Raw genomic sequence first — 16887 nt, 5'->3', positions numbered from 1 at the left:
GTTACTTCTGCGCGATCGCCAGCCGGGCGCGCATGTCACCGCTGCGCGGGGAGCGCGGCGCTCGTGGCGGCAGCGACGTGATGTCAGTCACCCCGGAGGACGCGGAGCGTCGTTCGATGTGGCCCATGCCTGAGGAGTCCACGACGATGCGGCGGGGACCATCCGGGGTGCGGCGTGGTGTCGGTGTCGGGTCTACGACCATTGGGACCACCTTCGGATCCCCCGCCGCTCGCTGCTTGCTGACGCCGCTGGATGCGGCCGCGGCGATCGCCTTCGACGTGCCTTTGGTCGCCACCCGGCCACCGACCTCGAGCGCAGCGGCGCCGGCGGCGCCGGCCACGCCGCCCGCAGCGGCACCCTTCCCGATTCGCGCGGCCGTGAACACGAGATCTGCCGTCTTCGACGCCCTCCCCGCGGCGGAGGCCGCGGAACCGCCCCCGGAGCCCTTCTGCGGGGATGGGAGAGCCGGACGGCCCGGTGAGCCGCCGGAGGGCCTGGAAGGCGGCATAGGCGCCGCGGGCGGGCGTGTAGCGGCCATTTCGCCGATGTCGGGTGCGGCGGCGGCGCCGACATTGATGGATCGGGCGTCGACCGTTCTGTCGGGGCGGCGGAGAGCTGCAGCCGCGATCGTGGATACCGCGCCCATCGCGGCGACGGTCTTGACCCCGTCCCGCTGCGTAGGCCCGCCCTTGCCCATGCCGTACTTCGAGAGCTGCTCGGCGATGGAGCGGCCGGTCTTCTTTGCGATCCGGCGTGCCCGGATGATCAGGAACACCAGGACGATCATCACCAGCGATGAGAAGGTCATCTGCGCGACGAGGGGGATGCCGAGCTGGCTGAGGCCCGTGATCGTGGCGACCGTCAGTTTGAGGACGGCAGCCATGACCACCGCCATGAAGACGATCGCGACCAGGCCCATGAAGGTGTCGGCGAGCGACTTCCACAGTGGGTACCGGTTGACGGGCAGGATCCCGATGTACACGTTCCACATCGTCTTGAGCGCGGAGATCAGGAAGCCGAGAACGGTGACCAGGAACAGCACACCGAACGCCATCGGGAGGATGAACAGGGTCAGGGCGCCGGGGGTCATCGTGACGGCAGTGAGCACCTGTCCGAAGTTGGGGTTCTGGTTGAACGTCTTCGCCGCTTCGTCGCACTCGCCGACCGCGTCGCGGACCTCGTTGCCGCCGGTGAAGACCGGCGACGAGCTGGTCATCGTTTCAGTGAATGTCGTGGCGCATGCGCCCTCGAGGGCGTGGCCGAAAGCGATTGTCTGCGACGGGATCTTCACGAAGATGTCCACGAGCTGCGACGTGACGGCCGCGGAGAGCAAATTTTCGGAGTCGAGGTCGGTGCTGTTGATGTCATCGGTGACGACGACCGCGGCGATCTGCCCGCCGTACTCCTGGGCCGTGTCGAAGGCGCCGCCAGCAGCGGTGAGTGTGGCGATCGGGTTGGCGAGCAGCCCGGTGGCCAGGACGGCGCAGCAGGCTGAGATGAACAGCTCCGCCCATCCGGTGGAGTGCCGCCCGAGCATGATCGCTAGGCCCGCGGCGCCACCGGCGATCGTCAGCGCGAACGGGATCCACGCGATCTCGCCGAGGAAGTCCTGGACGAGATCGGCGAGGGCGCCGAACGGTGCCGCGACAATGTCGACCCACTCGAAGGAGAGCAGCCAGTTGCAGAACCAGATCATCCACGACACCAGCCCCAGGTGCCCGGTCCAGATCGGGTCGATCCACATGGAGATGAAGAACTTCCCCATCGTGAACACGTCGCCGCGGTCCAGGGGCAGCACCGTGTAGTTGGTCAGGGGTACGCCGCTGCTGTCTGTGATGTCACCGCCGAGCATGAATGGGGATGCACCCCCGCCGTCAGCTGCGAAGGCCCAGTAGGTGTTGCCGAAGAGGACCAGGAACAGGTCGATCAGGATGACGGCGAAGACCTTGCTCCACCGGGGGTGCTCGCGTACCCAGAATCGGGCCCGCCAGAACACGCCGCCCAGGGTCTCGAAGGTGTGCCGGTAGAACGTGATCATGGCGTCACCAACGACGGGGTCGACAGCACCGCTTCGCGACGGTCGGGGCGCTCGGGGAGCGTCTTGCGGAACTTCCCGATCCGGCCACGCTGGTCACGAACCAGGCCCTCGCCGCGCCGGTCGGGCGCGACCTTCCCGTCAGAGCCGAGCGGGGACAGCTCCTCGGTGACAACCTTGACGATTGCCGCGTCTGCCGGCTCGCCTGTCAGCCACTCGATCGCACGACGGGCGAGATCCTTGTCGGTTTGTCGCATCACGTAGCGGGTCTTGAGAAGACCGCGGGTCTGGGTCTCGCCGAAGTCCGCGGGGTCGTGGGAACCGAGTGCGAAGAACGCGCGGTGCTTGCGGCCGTCGCGGATGCCGATGCGCAGGTCGCGCTCACCCTCGGGTGACTGGGTGATGTGGTGGCACTCGTCGAAGTAGGCACCGGCGAGCTCACCGGGGTTCATGAAGCAGACCTCGCGGGAGATCCCCATCAGCATCGCGTACATCGCTCGGCCGTAGATCTTTTCCAGGGGCATCTCCTCGAACAGGTGCGCGTGCTCGAGCTCGGTCTTGTCCGGCAGGGACAGCCCGTGGGTGAGGAAGACCAGTGCACGCGATTTCAGGTCGACGGCGGGCAGCCCGTCGTTGAAGAGAACCTCCCCGATGTCCTTCGACGCGACCAGGTTGATCAGGCCGGCAAGCTCCTCACTCTCAGCCGAGGCGATCGTTTTCAGGTGTGCGCGGAGACGGCCGAGGCTGGTGACGTCATGCGCGGCGACGTACTCCGGCTCGAGCAGGCGGGACAGAGCGACGCCTCGGGAGTCGCGGGCCCGGATGCCGAGCATCACTGCGAAGAGCGACTGCACCATGCGGGCGCCGACGAGGGGCCCGAACACGCGCAGCGGGTCCAGCGAGTACTCCGGTGCCATCAGGTCGACGATCGTCGTGGTGTCCGGGCGGAGGCTCTGCGCGAAGACCGCGTACTCCTTGGCCTCGGTGCGGTCGATCGCGACGACCCGGCCGTTGCGGTCGACGGTGTCGCCCATGTCGCCCTTGAGCAGCACGCTCTTACCAGCGCCCAGCTCGGCAACGACGCCGAAGCTGGCGCTGGTATCGGCCTGAATGCTGCCGTCTGCGTCGCGCAGGATCGGGGTGTGGCGGGCGGTGCTGATGTTCTCGCCGAAGCGGGCGCCCTTCTCATCGCCGAGCTCATTGCTGGAAAGGGGGACGCCTGTGGCGAACTCCCGGCCAGTGGTGATCTGGGTGAGCTCGCGGACGAGACGCCCGGTGGGGGTGCCGGGCAGCATCGCCCACCAGAGCTCCTCCTGGCCACCCAGTGGCGCCTCGAGCAGGAAGTCGGCCCGCTTGTACTCGTCGGCCACGAACCGGCCCTTGGCCTTCGCGAGCTCGGCGGTGTCTGCCCCGACTGCGAACAGCACCGTCGCCTGGACCTCGACCTCCTTGTCAGAGCGGTTGAGGGAGGCGTGGTAAGCGGCGAGGGTCTCCGCGATCTCGCCGAGATCAGATCCACCGCCGGTGATCGTTGCGGTGCCCTCCTGGTGCTTGTACTGCTCCTCGAGCGCGGTTTCGGCTTTCTTGTTGCGGCGCTTGACCTCGTCGGCGCCGGTGACGGAGAACCGGATCCCCCAGTCGACGTCGAGGGGGAACTGGTCGACGTGCGAGATCCACTCGACACCGGGCGAGATCCAGCCCGCCTTGGGCGCCGCGACCATCGCCTGCACGACCTGGTAGGACGACGTCTCGTCCGCGTAGGGGCTGTGCACCTTGAGGTAGCGGCGCTTGAACGGGAGGAACTGCTGCCCGGACTTGGGGGCGACGTCGCTCTGCCCGCCCTCGTCGAGCCACGGGTTCGGCATCGCGGACGGCATCTGGAAGTGGGCGAGCTCGTCGGCGGCGAAACCGTCCTCGATGCCCTCGGCGGGCGGGACGGGCGCGGCGAGATCTGCGGAGAGACCGCGCTGCTGTGAGTGGAGGGCGATCCAGATCTGCTCTGCCGGGGTGGCGCGCGTGGGCTGGAAAGCGGACGGAATGCGGACCTCGATCTCCTTGGCCATCCGTGCGGCAGTGGCAATCTCGGAGTCGGTGGGCAGCTGACGAGGCAGTGCCAGTGTGTCGCGCAGCTTGGTGTCGGCTGCGCGCAGCGCCGACATCGCGCGGCCTTTCATCGAACCTGCTGCCAGCGGCACGGAGAACCAGAACGCGCGTGTGCCGAGCGGGATCTGCTCGAGCGCGTCCAGCGTCAGCTCGACCTCTCGCGCCCAGTCCGGGCACTCGTCGATGCGAACGCCGTCCAGCATGCGCTCGACGACCGAAACGGGGTCCAGGTCCGCGCACAGACCCAGCAGCAGGCCCTCGCCACGGTGCGCCTGGAAGAGCGCCTGGTGGTGCGCCTTGACGAGCTGCTTCGCCGCTGCGGTGGCGTAGGCATACGGGAGGGGCTGCAGTCGCCACGTCGCCCACACCACGCCCGAGCGAGTCCACATCAGGTTGCTCGTCATTGCTGTCGCTGGAATCTGCATCGTCATCTCGTTTCTCAGTCGGTCGGCTCGGTCAGCAGCAGATCGCGACCGCCGCCGAGGGAGGCCGTGATCGGCGTGCCGCCGAGGATGGGGAGGAGGGCTGCGTAGCTTGTGGCAGCGGGATCCAGGTAGATCGGCTCGCGCTCGGTCTCCGCCTCGACCACGAGGGTCTTGATGGAGGAGCCGCGGCCTCGCCCGCGGATGCCGATCGGGATGTCGATGCTGCTCATGGTCAGTTGCCTCCTCGGGCTTGCTGCAGCAGACGCTCGACGCCGCTGACCGCGTGAGCGGGTGCGTGCGCCGGCAGCGGCGTCGAGCGCTGCTGTAGGACCGGCTGCGCCACGACAGGCGCCTCCGGTGCGGGTGCGGGTGCGGTGTTCTCGCCCTCGGGGCGGGTGAGCGTGGCTCCGACCGGCTCGGCGATCGTTGTTCCTCCGCTTGCGAAGTGGGGCGGGCGGACCCGCATGGTCACTCCGCGGTAGCGGCCGGCTGCGGGGCGGGTCATCGCGGACATGCCGCTGGTGATGATGCTCAGCAGGTTCCGGCGTGTGGCCGGGATCCTTCCGGCTCCCCACGCTGCGCCCCAGGACACGAAGGCAGCGACAGGGATGTCGACGATCGGAGAGCCAGTCCCCCACACGCTCTGCGTCAGCAGCGCGACGACCAGGACGATCGCCAAGACGACGCCCTGTGTCAGCGTGTAAGGGCCCCCTGGGATCTTCGTACCGTCGTGGAGACGGCCGATGAACTTCGGGAACCGGCGGCTGCGCGTGTAGAAACGCGCAACCTCTCTCTCTTCGTCGCGATCGGCCACGTTCGCCCCTTACGCGACCAGCCGGTAGACCGTGTCGCCGGTCGCGGTGGTGGTCTCGTTGAATACCAGGACGTCGGCCGGAGCTGCGATCTCGTGGATCGTCACTCCGATGGCGTCGACGGTCTCGGTCTGGATGAGACCCATGACCCACTCGCCGCCGCCGGCGGCGAGGAACATGGCCAGGCCGCACGCGATGCCGGTGATGATGGTGGTCGCCATCGCGAACCTGACCTTCGCCGCGACGACGAAGAAGATCACTGCCGCTGCGAGGAACACGATCGCTCGGAACGCCGTGGTGCCGTCCGCAACGATGCCGTTGATCCAATCGAACATGGTTGGTGTTTCCTTCCTTAGTTGCCGCTACCGGACGGTGTCGGCGTGGGTGTTGTCGATCCCTTGTCAGAGACCGCTTGCGGTGCAAGATCAATGGCGCTGACCTCCCAGCGGGAGGCTCGCGCGGTGAGGGTGAGCGTGTACGTCGACGTGACCTGCTGGTCCAGTGGGCTCAGCAATGACACGGTCGTGAGCACCTTGAGGGTGTCGCCATCGCTCGGAGACGCTGCGGGAGTCAGATCCGACCGCAGCTCCTCGATGTCGACGTTCACGTAGGGCGCCGGCGCGACAGCCACGAAGGACGTGTCCGGGGCGCTATACCGGGACAGATCGCCCGACCCCGCCAGGTAGGCGCCGAGGAATGCGGACACGGTCTGAGCGGACGGGTCGGAGGAGCCGATCGTCTGCTTGTAGACCAGCGACGTCGTCGTGCCCTGTACCGGCGCGGAGATCTGCGCGGGGAGACCGACCGCGCGCACCGTGTCACCGCTGGTGGCGATCGCCACCTGGAAGTAGCGGCGCGGCCAGCTCGTCGTGCTCGTGTCGTCGCTGTCCGTGACCGAGAGCTCTTTGATGTTCGCGGCGACGACGACATTCACGAACTCCGATCCGACGACGGGAGCGATCGCGACGACGGACAGATCGCGGTACTCCCAGGCCGTGACCGACAGCTGGCGCAGCGCAGCCAGGTCGACGTAGGTGGCCAGGTCGCCAGGCTCGTCCTTCGTTGCGCTCAGCCATGACGCCACGAACCCCTCCGCGTATCCGCCGGCGGTCTGCTGCTGCGTGCTCAGCCCCGCATCCTGCGTCTCGGGTGCGGCGGCGACCACGGGTGCCGGTCGCGCGGCCGCAGCGAACAGGGCGATCGGGCCGCACGCGATCGCGGCGAACAGGACCGCGGACAGCACCTTTCCGCCCATCTGTCGGCCGTGGGTCCAGCTGCTCCCCTGCGCCGGAGAGGTCTTCGTCGCCTTGGCCGGCTTGGCAGCCTTCTCGCGCCGGGCCATCATGCGGCCCCCCCGACTCGCAGATGAGCCACTCGCAGAGCTGACGGCACCGCTGCCGACAGCTCCTCGACCGCCTGGACCATGCGACCGTGCGTGGACGGGTCGAAGGGCGCGTCGAGGGTACGCGCGACCGCTTCCTCGAATCCCTGGCGTGCACGAATCGCACGCGCAGCGTCCGGCTTGAACCCTTCCCACATGGCGTCGTCGGCGCTGGCTGCGGTGCTGCTCTCGCTCACGTTTCTGTCCCTTCCGCGGAGTCCTTGTGCCGCCCGGTCAATGGGGGCATATCGGTATAGGCCGGGTTTCCGGCCCTTCGCGGACATCGCAGGGCGAAGAAATCTTGCGCGGATATTGCGTGTGTACAGCGCCACCCGGAAACAGCGCATGACCGGGTATTTACAGCGGCCAGATCGGCGCGGTTCCGGCGGCTCCGACCGATTCGTCTGCGGGCGCGCTCCCAGGTCGATGGAACTTTCCAGGATCTGAACCAGGGGTGCTGAGGAACGTGGCCCTTCGTCAACCGACGTCACGACGAAGGGCCATTTCTCATGACTGCTTGGGCGAAGACCTCACCTCTTGCCGACCAGCTGTTCGACGAGTGGAACAGCTTCCACTCGCACACCACTCACGACTTCGGAACGCTCGGCGAGCTGACCGGCGACGAGGCCGTGAACCTCATCCGGCAGCCGCAGGCTTCCGAACATCGAGACGCGCTTCTGCTCGAGCTGCTCACGCTCGAGCACGCCGGCGACACCTTCGCCGGCCGCGTCATCCTCAAGTCGTTCATGCCCCTGGCGCTGCGGCTTCCGAGCAGCTGCACGAGCATGCGGAGCCTCTGGCAGCACTCCCCCGCCGATGCCCGCACCGCGACGATCGGCGTGCTCTGGGAGGTCATTCACACCTACCCGCTCGAGCGCACCAACTCCGTCTCCGGGAACATCCGACTCGAGACGATCAAGAACCTCGGCATCTGGTTCGGCAGCGAGCACAGCGTGGACGACCTCGCCGTCGAGGACGAAGTGCTCGAGAAGATCGCCGGCCCCGACGAGACCGATGACGTCTTCCGAGACCTCGTGACCATCCTCACTTGGGCCATCGACTCCGGCACCCTCCGCCGCGACGAGGTCCAGCTGCTCGCCCGCATCGAGCTGGCCGAAGGTGACCCCGGTACCGCCCGCGAGGAAGCCGCCGACGAGCTCGGCGTCAGCCGCGAAACCCTCAACCGGCGTGTGTGCCGCATCCGCACCAAGCTCATGCAGGCAGTCTGCGGCGACATGGAGACCAAGGTCTCCTACGCCCCCCGCCGCAGCTGAACACAGCCATCCAGGGGGCGCAAGGCAGCTATCAGCTGACACACACCCCCATCGGCCGGGTCCGCTCTGCTCGACCCAGCCCCCCAGACAGACAGGGCCCTTGGATGGCCCCCAGGGGCCCTGTCTTCCCCTCCGCCGAACCCGGAGCCCATCTCATGGCCAATATCGCCTCAGCGGGCCGCTCAGGACCGTTCACGCCGACATCCGATACTCGCGTCACCCCCAATCTCCCCTCCCCGCACGCTCACACCAGCCCCGGCGGGCGTGGCGCGCCACAATCGCGCCATGCGCTCGCAATGTGCGACGCTGTAGTCCCGCAGCACCGTCGCCACTACCGCGCTGGAACGTCGCTCGACACCCGCTACACCGGATGCGATGCCCGCGCTGTACTCGTGCTCAAGGATCGCTATACCAAGCGCAATAACCCCCGCTATATGCGCGCTCGCATCGCGCATGCCCTCCGCTACATATTGCGCGATATCCTGCGCTCTCTGGGCGCTCACCGTGCGCGAGTCGTGCGCTTGTCTACCGTCTTACTTGCGCCTACCTGGCGCGTATCTGGCGCAAGTAACACGCGATTACTAGCGCTGTTCCTGCACGCTTATCGCGCCTGTCTAGCACTCGGTCTGCGCGCTAGACGCGCATGGTCTGCGTCGTTCCGCGCGCAACAACTGCGCCCGACACGCGCAATTGTTGTTGCATAGAGGCGTGAATGTGACGCTATACTGGCGCCTATGAACCCGCCACTGTTGCCCCATACCCGCGCCACACCCCCGCCTCACGCGCGCCTCACTGGCGCAACCGCTGACCGCACGCCGCTCGACCGAGGAGGCCGGTCGTGAGGATCATCGGCGTCTGCAACCAGAAGGGCGGGGTGGGCAAGACCACCACCGTCATGAACCTCGCGGCCGCGCTTGCCCGAGCGAACAGGGTGCTCGTCGTCGATGTCGACCCGCAGCAGTCCGCGGCCCGCTGGGCTGAGCGGGCGGGGGAGGAGCTTCCCTTCGACTTCGCCGCAGACGTCGACCCGAACAACATCATCGGACTGCGAGACCTCGACGACTACGACATCGTTCTCGTGGACACACCCGGAAGTCACGAGAACACCGGCGTCCTCACCGCCGTCCTGCGGGTCGCGGACTTCATCATCCTTCCCCTGGAAGCGGCCACCATGGCGATCGAGTCCGTTGCCGACACGCTCGTCGAACACATCATTCCGACCGGCGTTCCCTATCGGCTCCTGCTGAACAAGATCGACACCCGCCGCGGTGGTCGACGCCTCGAGGACTGGGAAGAGCAGCTCGACACCGTCGAGTTCATTGAGGGACAGATCGGGTTGCCCCGATTCCAGCGACACATCCGCCTGTCCGCCAGCGTCGAAGACGCCCCCTACGACGGCAAGGTCGTCACGCAGTACACCGACACCCGCAAGAACCAAGCAGCGATCTCCGACTACACCAGCGTCGCGTTGGAGCTCACATCGCTGTGGGCCAACCAGTTGAAGGAGGCCTGACATGGCACGTCAGGATCTGAGCAAGCTCACCCGCCGTGGAGCCCCGGCAGCAGCACCCGCGGCCACAGAAGTCGAGCAGCCGGCCGAACAGCCGACCGCGACCATCGCGGCCACAGAAGCGCCCGCCGCGCCCGTTGAGGTTGAACCGACGCCTACGGCAAAGAAGCCCGCGCCGCGGAAGCAGCCGAGCCGGACGGCGCGAACCACCGCCGAGGACGAGGACGACGCCGAGGGGGAGGAGCGCGAGACTGCGACCAAAGGCGTCCCCGTCCACCTTCCGGTCCCGCTCAACGATCGACTGCAGGCGTACATGACCAAGACGCGAAAGAGCCACCAGACGGTACTCCTGGATGCCGTCTCGGCCACGTACAAGCGTCTCCCCGAGCTGATCCGCCAGGCAACCGCCGGCGGCGAAGAGACCGACGAGGACTGGACCGATCTGTTCAACAGGCAGAAGCGTCCGGCTCCCGTCACCGACGCGGGTCCGCGGGTCAAGCACACCGTGCGCGTCGCCCCGTCCTACCGCGCGATCCTCGATCGCGTCACCACTGAACTCGATGCTCCCTCCCGGAACTTCGTCATCATCACCGCCTACGAGGCATTCCTTCCGCCTCTCGACTAGACGGTGCGGTGTCCAGTCACAGGAGAAGATCTCCTTTCGCGACAGCGGTATATGAGACACTCACCGGATTGCTACGACACCTACACCCCATCCGCCCACGATGAAGGACTGACCTCCAAATGACCACCACAACTGATCGCAAGAGCAAGCGCACGAAAGAAGCCTCCGAGCCCGCCGAGCAGACCCCGGCGCGCACTGCTGCCGTCCTGCAGCCGACGAAGTCTCGTCGCCGCCCCGCGGTGATCGCCCTCGGCATCGCGCTCGTCCTCCTCGGCGGGATCGGCGTGTGGTGGGTCACCACCAACCTCACTCGTACCGTCAGCGTCATGGCGACAAGCGTCGATGTGTCCCGTGGCGAGACGATCACCGCAGACGACCTCACCACCATCCAGCTCGCCGGTGGACAACAGGTCGACGCCGTACCCGCAGCCGACGCCACAGACCTCGTCGGCACCACCGCGCTCGTCGATCTGCCCGCCGGCACACTGATCACGTCCGCCAACACCGGCGCCACCCTCGCGGTGCCGGCCGGCTCCTCGATCGTGGGCGTCACCCTCACGCAGGCGCAGATGCCCGGATACCAGCTCGCCGCCGGCGACCAGGTCCGCGTCGTCGAGACCCCCGTCACCCAGGGCGACCCGCCCGTCGAGACCCCGCAGAGCTTCGACGCCACGGTGTTCACCGCCACCTACGACAACGAGACCCAGGTGTGGGTCGTCGACCTGGTCGTGCCGAACCGTGAGGCTCCCGACATCGCCGCGCGCGCCGCCACCGGCCGCGTCGCGCTGGTCATCGACTCGACGGGGGAGTGAGCCGGCATGGCAATCATCTTCCTGGCCAGCGCCTCCGGCGCGCCGGGCGTGACCACAGCAGCCGGCGCGCTAGCGCTGAACTGGTCCAAGCCCGTGATCCTCGTCGAGGCTGACACCACCAAGACCAGCAGCATCATCCCCGGACTCATCCGCGGGCAGGTCTACCACAGCACCGGCCTCACCGAAGCTGCCGTCGCTGACCAGTACGGCGCTCTCACCGCCGAGAAGCTCTGGGAGCAGACCGTCGAGCTCAGCCCGCGCGCGGTCCTGATCCCTGGCTTCAAGAGCCTGCAGGGTGCCGCCGGCGCCGGCCCTCACTTCTGGCGAGCACTGCTCGACGCGCTACGCCCCTACGAAGCCACCGGCTACGACATCATCGTCGACGGCGGGCGCCTGCACGCCAACGACCCTCGGCTCCCGCTGCTGCGCGAGGCAGACAGCATCACCCTGTTCACCGATCGCACACTGCCGTCCGTGGCCGGTGTGCTCGCACACTGGCGCTCCCTCGACGAGAACCGCAACACCGTCCCCGAGTGGCTCCTGAACGCGCTCAACGAGATCGGACACGCCAGCTACGTCGACCTGCTCGTCACCGAACGCCCCACCACGCAGGAAACCTGGCCCCTCAAGACCGTCACCCAGCAGATCGGCATGAACCTGCTGGGCACCATGCCCTGGGATCCGAAGGGCGCCGCGACCTACTCGGTCGGCGCACCAACCCTCGGCGCTCAGCGCACCCCCTACACCCGAGCCATCGGAGCGCTGCTCCACAGCTACGGCGATGTCCTCAATGCCCGCACCTACACGACCACCGACTGGGAGGGACAGCAGTGAGCGACTCCACGCCCGACCCCGCAGACCTGGGAAACATCCCGTTCTTCACGCAACCCGCGCAGCCCACCCCGGCCGCACCACCGGCCGACAACAACCTGCGCAACCTCGGCCACGCCGCCGCCCACCTGACCCGCGCAGCGCAACGGCAGGCGCCCGACGTGTCCGCTCCCGCAGCACCGGCCCCGGCCGCACCGCGCGCGCCGGAGCCGCCCACCCCGGCCGTGACCCCGGCAGCGACCCTCGACGCACGCAGCGACCTGCCCTGGACCGAGATCGCAGTCATCCGTGACGAAGTCTCCCGCGAGCTCGCCGCCGTATTCAGCGAATCCATGGACATCACCGCCGACCAGCGCGAGCAGACAGCCCAAGACCACATCGTCGACCGGGTCCGCGCCCGCGTCGACGAGCAGACCCGACGCCCCGGTGAAATCCGCTGGACGCCGGCGATGCAGAACGCGATCCGGCAAGCGGTGTTCGACCAGCTGTTCCGCCTCGGCCGACTGCAGCCGCTCGTCGACGAGCCCGACGTCGAGAACATCCACATCAACGGGTTCGACGACATCTGGATCTCCTACGCGGACGGCCGCGTCGTCAAGTACAACTACCCGATCGCCGCGAACGACCGTGAGCTCGAGCGAGAGATCAACATGCTCGCCTCCCGCTCCGGCGAGGGCGGACGATCCTTCACCAGCGCCCGCCCCCGCCTGCACATGGACCTGCCCGGCGGGGCACGCCTCGCCGCGATCGCCGAACCCGTCGCCACACGACCCACGATCGTCATCCGCATCCACCGCCTCGTCGACGTCACCCTCGACCAGCTCGTAGAGCGCGGCACCCTCACCCGACAGGCCGCAGCCTTCCTCCGCGCAGCAGTCACCGCCGGCGTGTCCGTCGTCACCAGCGGATTCCCCGGAGCGGGCAAGACCACGCTGCTGCGCGCGCTCGCCGACTGCATCCCCGCCGAAGAGAAGATCGTCACGATCGAGATGGAGCGTGAGCTGTACCTCCACAAGATCAACGACCGGCACCCGCGGGTGGTCGCGCTCGAGGCGAAGCCGGGGGAGGGGGAGCGCGGCTCCGATGGGCGCCTGCCCGGCGAGATCACCCCGGAAGACCTCGTGTACGACACGCTGCGTTTGGACACGCAGCGCTTCATCGTCGGTGAGGTCCGTGGTCCCGAGATCTACGCCATGATGCAGGCAATGCAGTCCGGTGTCGGATCGCTGTCCACCCTGCACGCTGCCAGCGCGGACGACTCGATCGACCGCATGTCGGCGCTGATGCTCTCCCGCGGCAACAACACGACTCCCGTGTACGCCTACCGGATGATCGAACAGAACATCAAGATCGTCGTGCAGATCTCGAAGATCATCGACCCGGCAACCGGCAAGCCCCGCCGTGTCGTCACCGAGATCGCCGAGATCCTCCCCGGTGAAGAGCAGAACAACTCCCGCCCCGTGGCTTCTCAGGTGTTCCGCTTCGACCGTTCCACCGGCAGCCTCATCACCGCCGACATGCCCTCGCCGCGACTGCTTGACGAGCTCAAGTACCACGGCTTCGACACCGCGAACCTGGGAGTGTGAGATGACCACCGCCACCCTCGCCCTGTGCATCTTGGTAGCCGTCGTCGGCGCGATCCTGGTGATCCTCGGCGCCTCCTACCGGCCCGACACCCGCGGCCTGCCCACCCGCAGCGCACTCCGCGGCCGCGCGACACGCGACTTCACCCGCACGCAGCAGATCCAGCTCATCGGCGGTGCCGTAGTCGGCCTGGTGTTCGCGCTGTTCACCGGATGGTGGCTGCTCGTGATCGCCGTGCCCGTCGCCGCGGTCGGGCTGCCCTGGCTGCTGCAGAAGGGGCCCGAGGAGAACACGATCGCCAAGCTCGACGCGCTCGAGTCATGGACGCGCAGCCTCGCCGGACTCACCGTCTCCGGTGCCGGCCTCGAGCGCACCATCGCCGCCTCGCTGAGCAGCTGCCCCGAAGCGATCCGCCCCCAGGTCACGCAGCTCGTCGCACGCCTCAACGCCCGGTGGACAACCACCGCGGCGCTGCAGGCATTCGCCGACGACCTGAACGACGAGACCGCGGACGTGCTCGTGATGCACCTACTCCGCAAGGCCGAGCTGCGCGGATCCGGCCTCGCCGCGTCCCTCGAAGACCTCGCCAAGAGCATCTTCGAGCGGGTCAAGATGCGCCGGCAGATCGAAGCAGACCGGGCAACCCCTCGCAACGAAGCCCGCTTCGTCGTTTACTTCACCGTCGCGCTGCTGGTGCTGCTCGTCCTCGCGCAGCAGTACTCCGCGCCCTACGGCACCCCGATCGGGCAACTCCTGTTCGCCGCATACCTCGTCAGCTACGCACTCGTGCTGCTGTGGATGCGACGCATCAGCCGCGGCGAACCCGCACCCCGACTGCTCGTCCCCACCGAGAAAGCTGGTGAGAAGTCAGTCACCCCGCCCTGACGGACCGGGCCTCTGGCCCGCTCGTGAGAGCTCGATTGACCAGCCCGAGACACCTTGAAGGGGGTGACTACGTTGACGACACGACAGAAGACCGACCTCGGGGTGCTTCCTCAGCCCCGTGCTCTCGAATCCGCGCCAGCAGACACGGCTGGGGTAGCCACGAAACGGGGCGCAGACGTCCGCATGAGCGGGCATCGGGTCGTTGACATGGGCGAGGGGAGCCCGAATCTGCACAAGCGGGTTCGGCGTCACGACATCATGGCCTCGGCTGCGATGTCGCCTGTCGCGGGTGACCGCGGCACTCGTCAGGCGTCTGTGGCGGTTCTTGACCGTCGCGGACGCCCGCTGCAGCCAACCCGGCCTGGCCGGGCTCGAGAGCTGCTGTCAAAAGGGCGGGCGGTCGTTATCCGCGTAGCCCCGGTGTTCACCATTCGATTGAAGGATCGCAGCGAGGAGGGCTCTGTCGTCGACGGGGTTGTCGTCGGCGTCGACCCAGGCTCGGTAGGGACAGGCATCGCTGTCGTCGTGGAAAGGGGTTCTCTCGATACGTCCAGGGGTGAGGTTCACACCTCGCGCACGGGCATCTGGCTAGGCGAGCTCGTCCACCGCGGCCTAGCCATCAAGCAAGCACTGCAAGCTAGGGCGGGCCTGCGGCGAAGTCGTCGAAACCGGAACCTCCGTTATCGCGCGCCCCGATTCCTCAACCGCACTCGGCCTCCGGGTTGGCTGCCGCCCTCGCTTCGGCACCGACTCGACACCGTCGAATCGTGGCTCCGTCGCCTCGCTCGGTGGTTTCCTGTCACAGGAATCGTCATCGAACAAGTCCGGTTCGATATGCAGCTTCTCCAACATCCGAACATCGCCGGCGTCGAATACCAGCAGGGAACTCTTGCGGGCACGAACGTCCGCGAATACCTACTTGCGAAGTGGGAACGGGCCTGCGTCTACTGCGGGGCAACAGATGTCCCTCTGAACATCGACCACATTCGCGCTCGCGCACGAGGCGGTAGCGATCGGGTGTCCAACTTGACGCTCGCGTGCATCCCCTGCAACCAGGCGAAGGGCGCAATGCCGATCGAGGAGTTCGTCACCGACCCGGCACGTCTCCACCAGATCATGGCTCAGGCGAAGGCCCCGCTGCGCGACGCAGCTGCCGTGAACACCACGCGGTATGCCATCGTCCGGCGAGCCGAGAGCCTCGGTGTTCGCGTGGCTACGAGTACCGGGGCAGTCACCAAATGGAACAGAACCCGGCTTGGCGCCCCTAAGACTCACGCTCTCGACGCGCTCGCGGTCGGCGATCTTGACGCGCTGACAGGGTGGCCCGCGAGTACGAGCGTCATCCGCTGCACCGGGCGTGGGCGCTATCAGCGGTCTATCGTCACTGCGGCCGGATTCCCCCGCGGTTACTTCACCCGTCAGAAGCGGCACTACGGGTTCGCGACCGGCGACCACTCCCGAGCTTTCGTCCCAGACGGCACGAAAGCAGGGATCTATTTCGGCAGGGTTGCCGTCCGCGCAACCGGGTCGTTCAACATCACGACCACTGCCGGAACCGTGCAGGGCCTCCACCACAGGCACTTCACCCTCATTCAACGCGCCGATGGCTACGCCTACACGCAGAAAGGCACCACATCATGAACCTCGCTCTGATCGTCCTGCCCGGCCTCGTCGCCGGCCTCGGCCTCGCGCTCGTCGTCGCCGCGCTGGTACCCACCCAGCCGCGGCTCTCCGCAGCACTCGACCGGATCGGCACCACAACCGTCGCCGCCGACCCCGCCTACGCAGCCACCCTCGAGAACCGCATCGGATCAGCAGTCCTCCGACGCGCAGGCGACAGCGCCTCCCTCAAGATCCCCACCAGCGACCTGCGCCTGATCGGCATGAGCGTCAACCGGTTCCTGTACCAGAAGGTGCTCTCCGCCGGCCTCGGCCTCATCGCACCCCTCGCGATCGGACTGATCTTCCAAGTCCTCGGCCTCACCGCGTTCTACATCCCCGCCCTGTTCGGCATACCCCTCGCGATCGGCGGATGGGTCCTCCCCAACCTGCTCGTCCGCGACCAGGCCGAAGCCGCCCGCAAAGAGTTCTCCCGCTCCGTCGCCGTCTACATGGAGCTCGTCGGATCCGAGCGCATCAGCGGCGCCTCTCCCGGCAAAGCCCTCGAGTCCGCCGCCCAAGTCGGCCGCAACTGGGCCTTCGTCAGAATCCGCCAAACCCTCACCGAAGCCCGCTACGCCGGCACCGCGCCCTGGGATGCGCTCGAGCATCTCTCCCACGAGATCGACGTCCCCGACCTGGCTGAAATCGCCAAGGTAATCCGACTTTCAGGGGAGCAAGGAGCATCGGTATATGAGACACTCAGGGCGCGGGGGCAGAACCTCCGCGACCGACTTCTCAATGACGAAGTGACGGAGGCGAACAAAGCGACCAACAAGATGACCATCCCGATGACACTCACCGGCGTCCTCTTCATGCTCCTCCTCGGTACACCGTTCGTGCTCAACGCCTTCTTCTGAAAAGTTGTTTATCCACCGATGTCCGCGAAGGGCCCAAACCGAGGCCTATACCCACTAGACCAAGCACCACCCACCCACACAAAGAAAGGAA

General features: G+C 67.2%; 16 protein-coding genes. 9 read left to right on the top strand and 7 right to left on the bottom strand.

Annotated features, from left to right (window positions below; translation table 11 throughout):
• Position 1: 1 nt before the first annotated feature.
• Genes AB0O87_RS14420 through AB0O87_RS14390 form a run of 7 tightly spaced genes read right to left on the bottom strand, consistent with a single transcriptional unit; the run spans position 2 to position 6953 of the window.
• Entirely contained in the window at positions 2-2038 is a 2037-nt protein-coding gene (locus tag AB0O87_RS14420) for a hypothetical protein (RefSeq protein WP_363517482.1), read from the bottom strand.
• Entirely contained in the window at positions 2035-4569 is a 2535-nt protein-coding gene (locus AB0O87_RS14415; protein ID WP_363517479.1) for an ATP-binding protein, read from the bottom strand. The genes AB0O87_RS14420 and AB0O87_RS14415 overlap by 4 nt, the downstream gene beginning before the upstream one ends.
• Positions 4570-4577: 8 nt before the next feature.
• Positions 4578-4793, bottom strand: coding sequence for a hypothetical protein (locus AB0O87_RS14410; RefSeq protein ID WP_363517477.1), 216 nt, complete (start codon positions 4791-4793; stop codon positions 4578-4580).
• A 2-nt stretch (positions 4794-4795) separates the two neighbouring features.
• Complete coding sequence (locus AB0O87_RS14405; protein ID WP_363517474.1) at positions 4796-5377, bottom strand: hypothetical protein; 582 nt, start codon at positions 5375-5377, stop codon at positions 4796-4798.
• Positions 5378-5386: 9 nt separating this feature from the next.
• Positions 5387-5710 carry a hypothetical protein gene (locus AB0O87_RS14400; RefSeq protein WP_363517471.1) on the bottom strand — a complete coding sequence of 108 codons (324 nt, stop codon included), beginning with the start codon at positions 5708-5710 and terminating at the stop codon, positions 5387-5389.
• Between the two features lie 17 nt (positions 5711-5727).
• Positions 5728-6720, bottom strand: a complete 993-nt coding sequence (locus tag AB0O87_RS14395; RefSeq protein ID WP_363517469.1) for a conjugal transfer protein — start codon at positions 6718-6720, stop codon at positions 5728-5730.
• On the bottom strand, positions 6717-6953 hold the full coding sequence (locus tag AB0O87_RS14390) for a hypothetical protein (protein ID WP_363517466.1): 237 nt from the start codon (positions 6951-6953) through the stop codon (positions 6717-6719). Before AB0O87_RS14390 ends, AB0O87_RS14395 begins: the two co-directional genes overlap by 4 nt.
• Positions 6954-7265: 312 nt before the next feature.
• Here AB0O87_RS14390 and AB0O87_RS14385 point away from each other — a divergent pair, with 312 nt between their 5' ends.
• From AB0O87_RS14385 to AB0O87_RS14345, 9 genes are all read left to right on the top strand, one after another.
• Complete coding sequence (locus tag AB0O87_RS14385) at positions 7266-8030, top strand: hypothetical protein (RefSeq protein WP_234001745.1); 765 nt, start codon at positions 7266-7268, stop codon at positions 8028-8030.
• An 838-nt stretch (positions 8031-8868) separates the two neighbouring features.
• On the top strand, positions 8869-9543 hold the full coding sequence (locus tag AB0O87_RS14380; RefSeq protein WP_308195147.1) for a ParA family protein: 675 nt from the start codon (positions 8869-8871) through the stop codon (positions 9541-9543).
• 1 nt (position 9544) lies between these two features.
• On the top strand, positions 9545-10165 hold the full coding sequence (locus AB0O87_RS14375) for a hypothetical protein (protein ID WP_234001746.1): 621 nt from the start codon (positions 9545-9547) through the stop codon (positions 10163-10165).
• A gap of 119 nt (positions 10166-10284) precedes the next feature.
• Positions 10285-10977 carry an SAF domain-containing protein gene (locus tag AB0O87_RS14370; protein ID WP_363517462.1) on the top strand — a complete coding sequence of 231 codons (693 nt, stop codon included), beginning with the start codon at positions 10285-10287 and terminating at the stop codon, positions 10975-10977.
• Between the two features lie 6 nt (positions 10978-10983).
• Positions 10984-11811 (top strand): hypothetical protein, encoded by an 828-nt coding sequence (locus tag AB0O87_RS14365; RefSeq protein ID WP_234001748.1) that lies wholly within the window; start codon positions 10984-10986, stop codon positions 11809-11811.
• A complete protein-coding gene (locus AB0O87_RS14360; protein WP_234001749.1) occupies positions 11808-13394 on the top strand; it encodes an ATPase, T2SS/T4P/T4SS family in 1587 nt (528 codons plus the stop codon). The genes AB0O87_RS14365 and AB0O87_RS14360 overlap by 4 nt, the downstream gene beginning before the upstream one ends.
• 1 nt (position 13395) lies before the next feature.
• Complete coding sequence (locus AB0O87_RS14355) at positions 13396-14277, top strand: type II secretion system F family protein (protein WP_234001750.1); 882 nt, start codon at positions 13396-13398, stop codon at positions 14275-14277.
• A gap of 183 nt (positions 14278-14460) precedes the next feature.
• Positions 14461-15918, top strand: coding sequence for an RNA-guided endonuclease IscB (gene iscB / locus AB0O87_RS14350; RefSeq protein ID WP_363517457.1), 1458 nt, complete (start codon positions 14461-14463; stop codon positions 15916-15918).
• Positions 15915-16796 (top strand): type II secretion system F family protein, encoded by an 882-nt coding sequence (locus tag AB0O87_RS14345; protein WP_234001751.1) that lies wholly within the window; start codon positions 15915-15917, stop codon positions 16794-16796. The genes iscB and AB0O87_RS14345 overlap by 4 nt, the downstream gene beginning before the upstream one ends.
• The last annotated feature ends 91 nt before the right edge of the window (positions 16797-16887 follow it).

Source organism: Microbacterium sp. NPDC076768 (genome assembly GCF_040687205.1).
Classification (GTDB): domain Bacteria; phylum Actinomycetota; class Actinomycetes; order Actinomycetales; family Microbacteriaceae; genus Microbacterium.
This window is presented reverse-complemented; position numbering and strand designations above follow the sequence as displayed.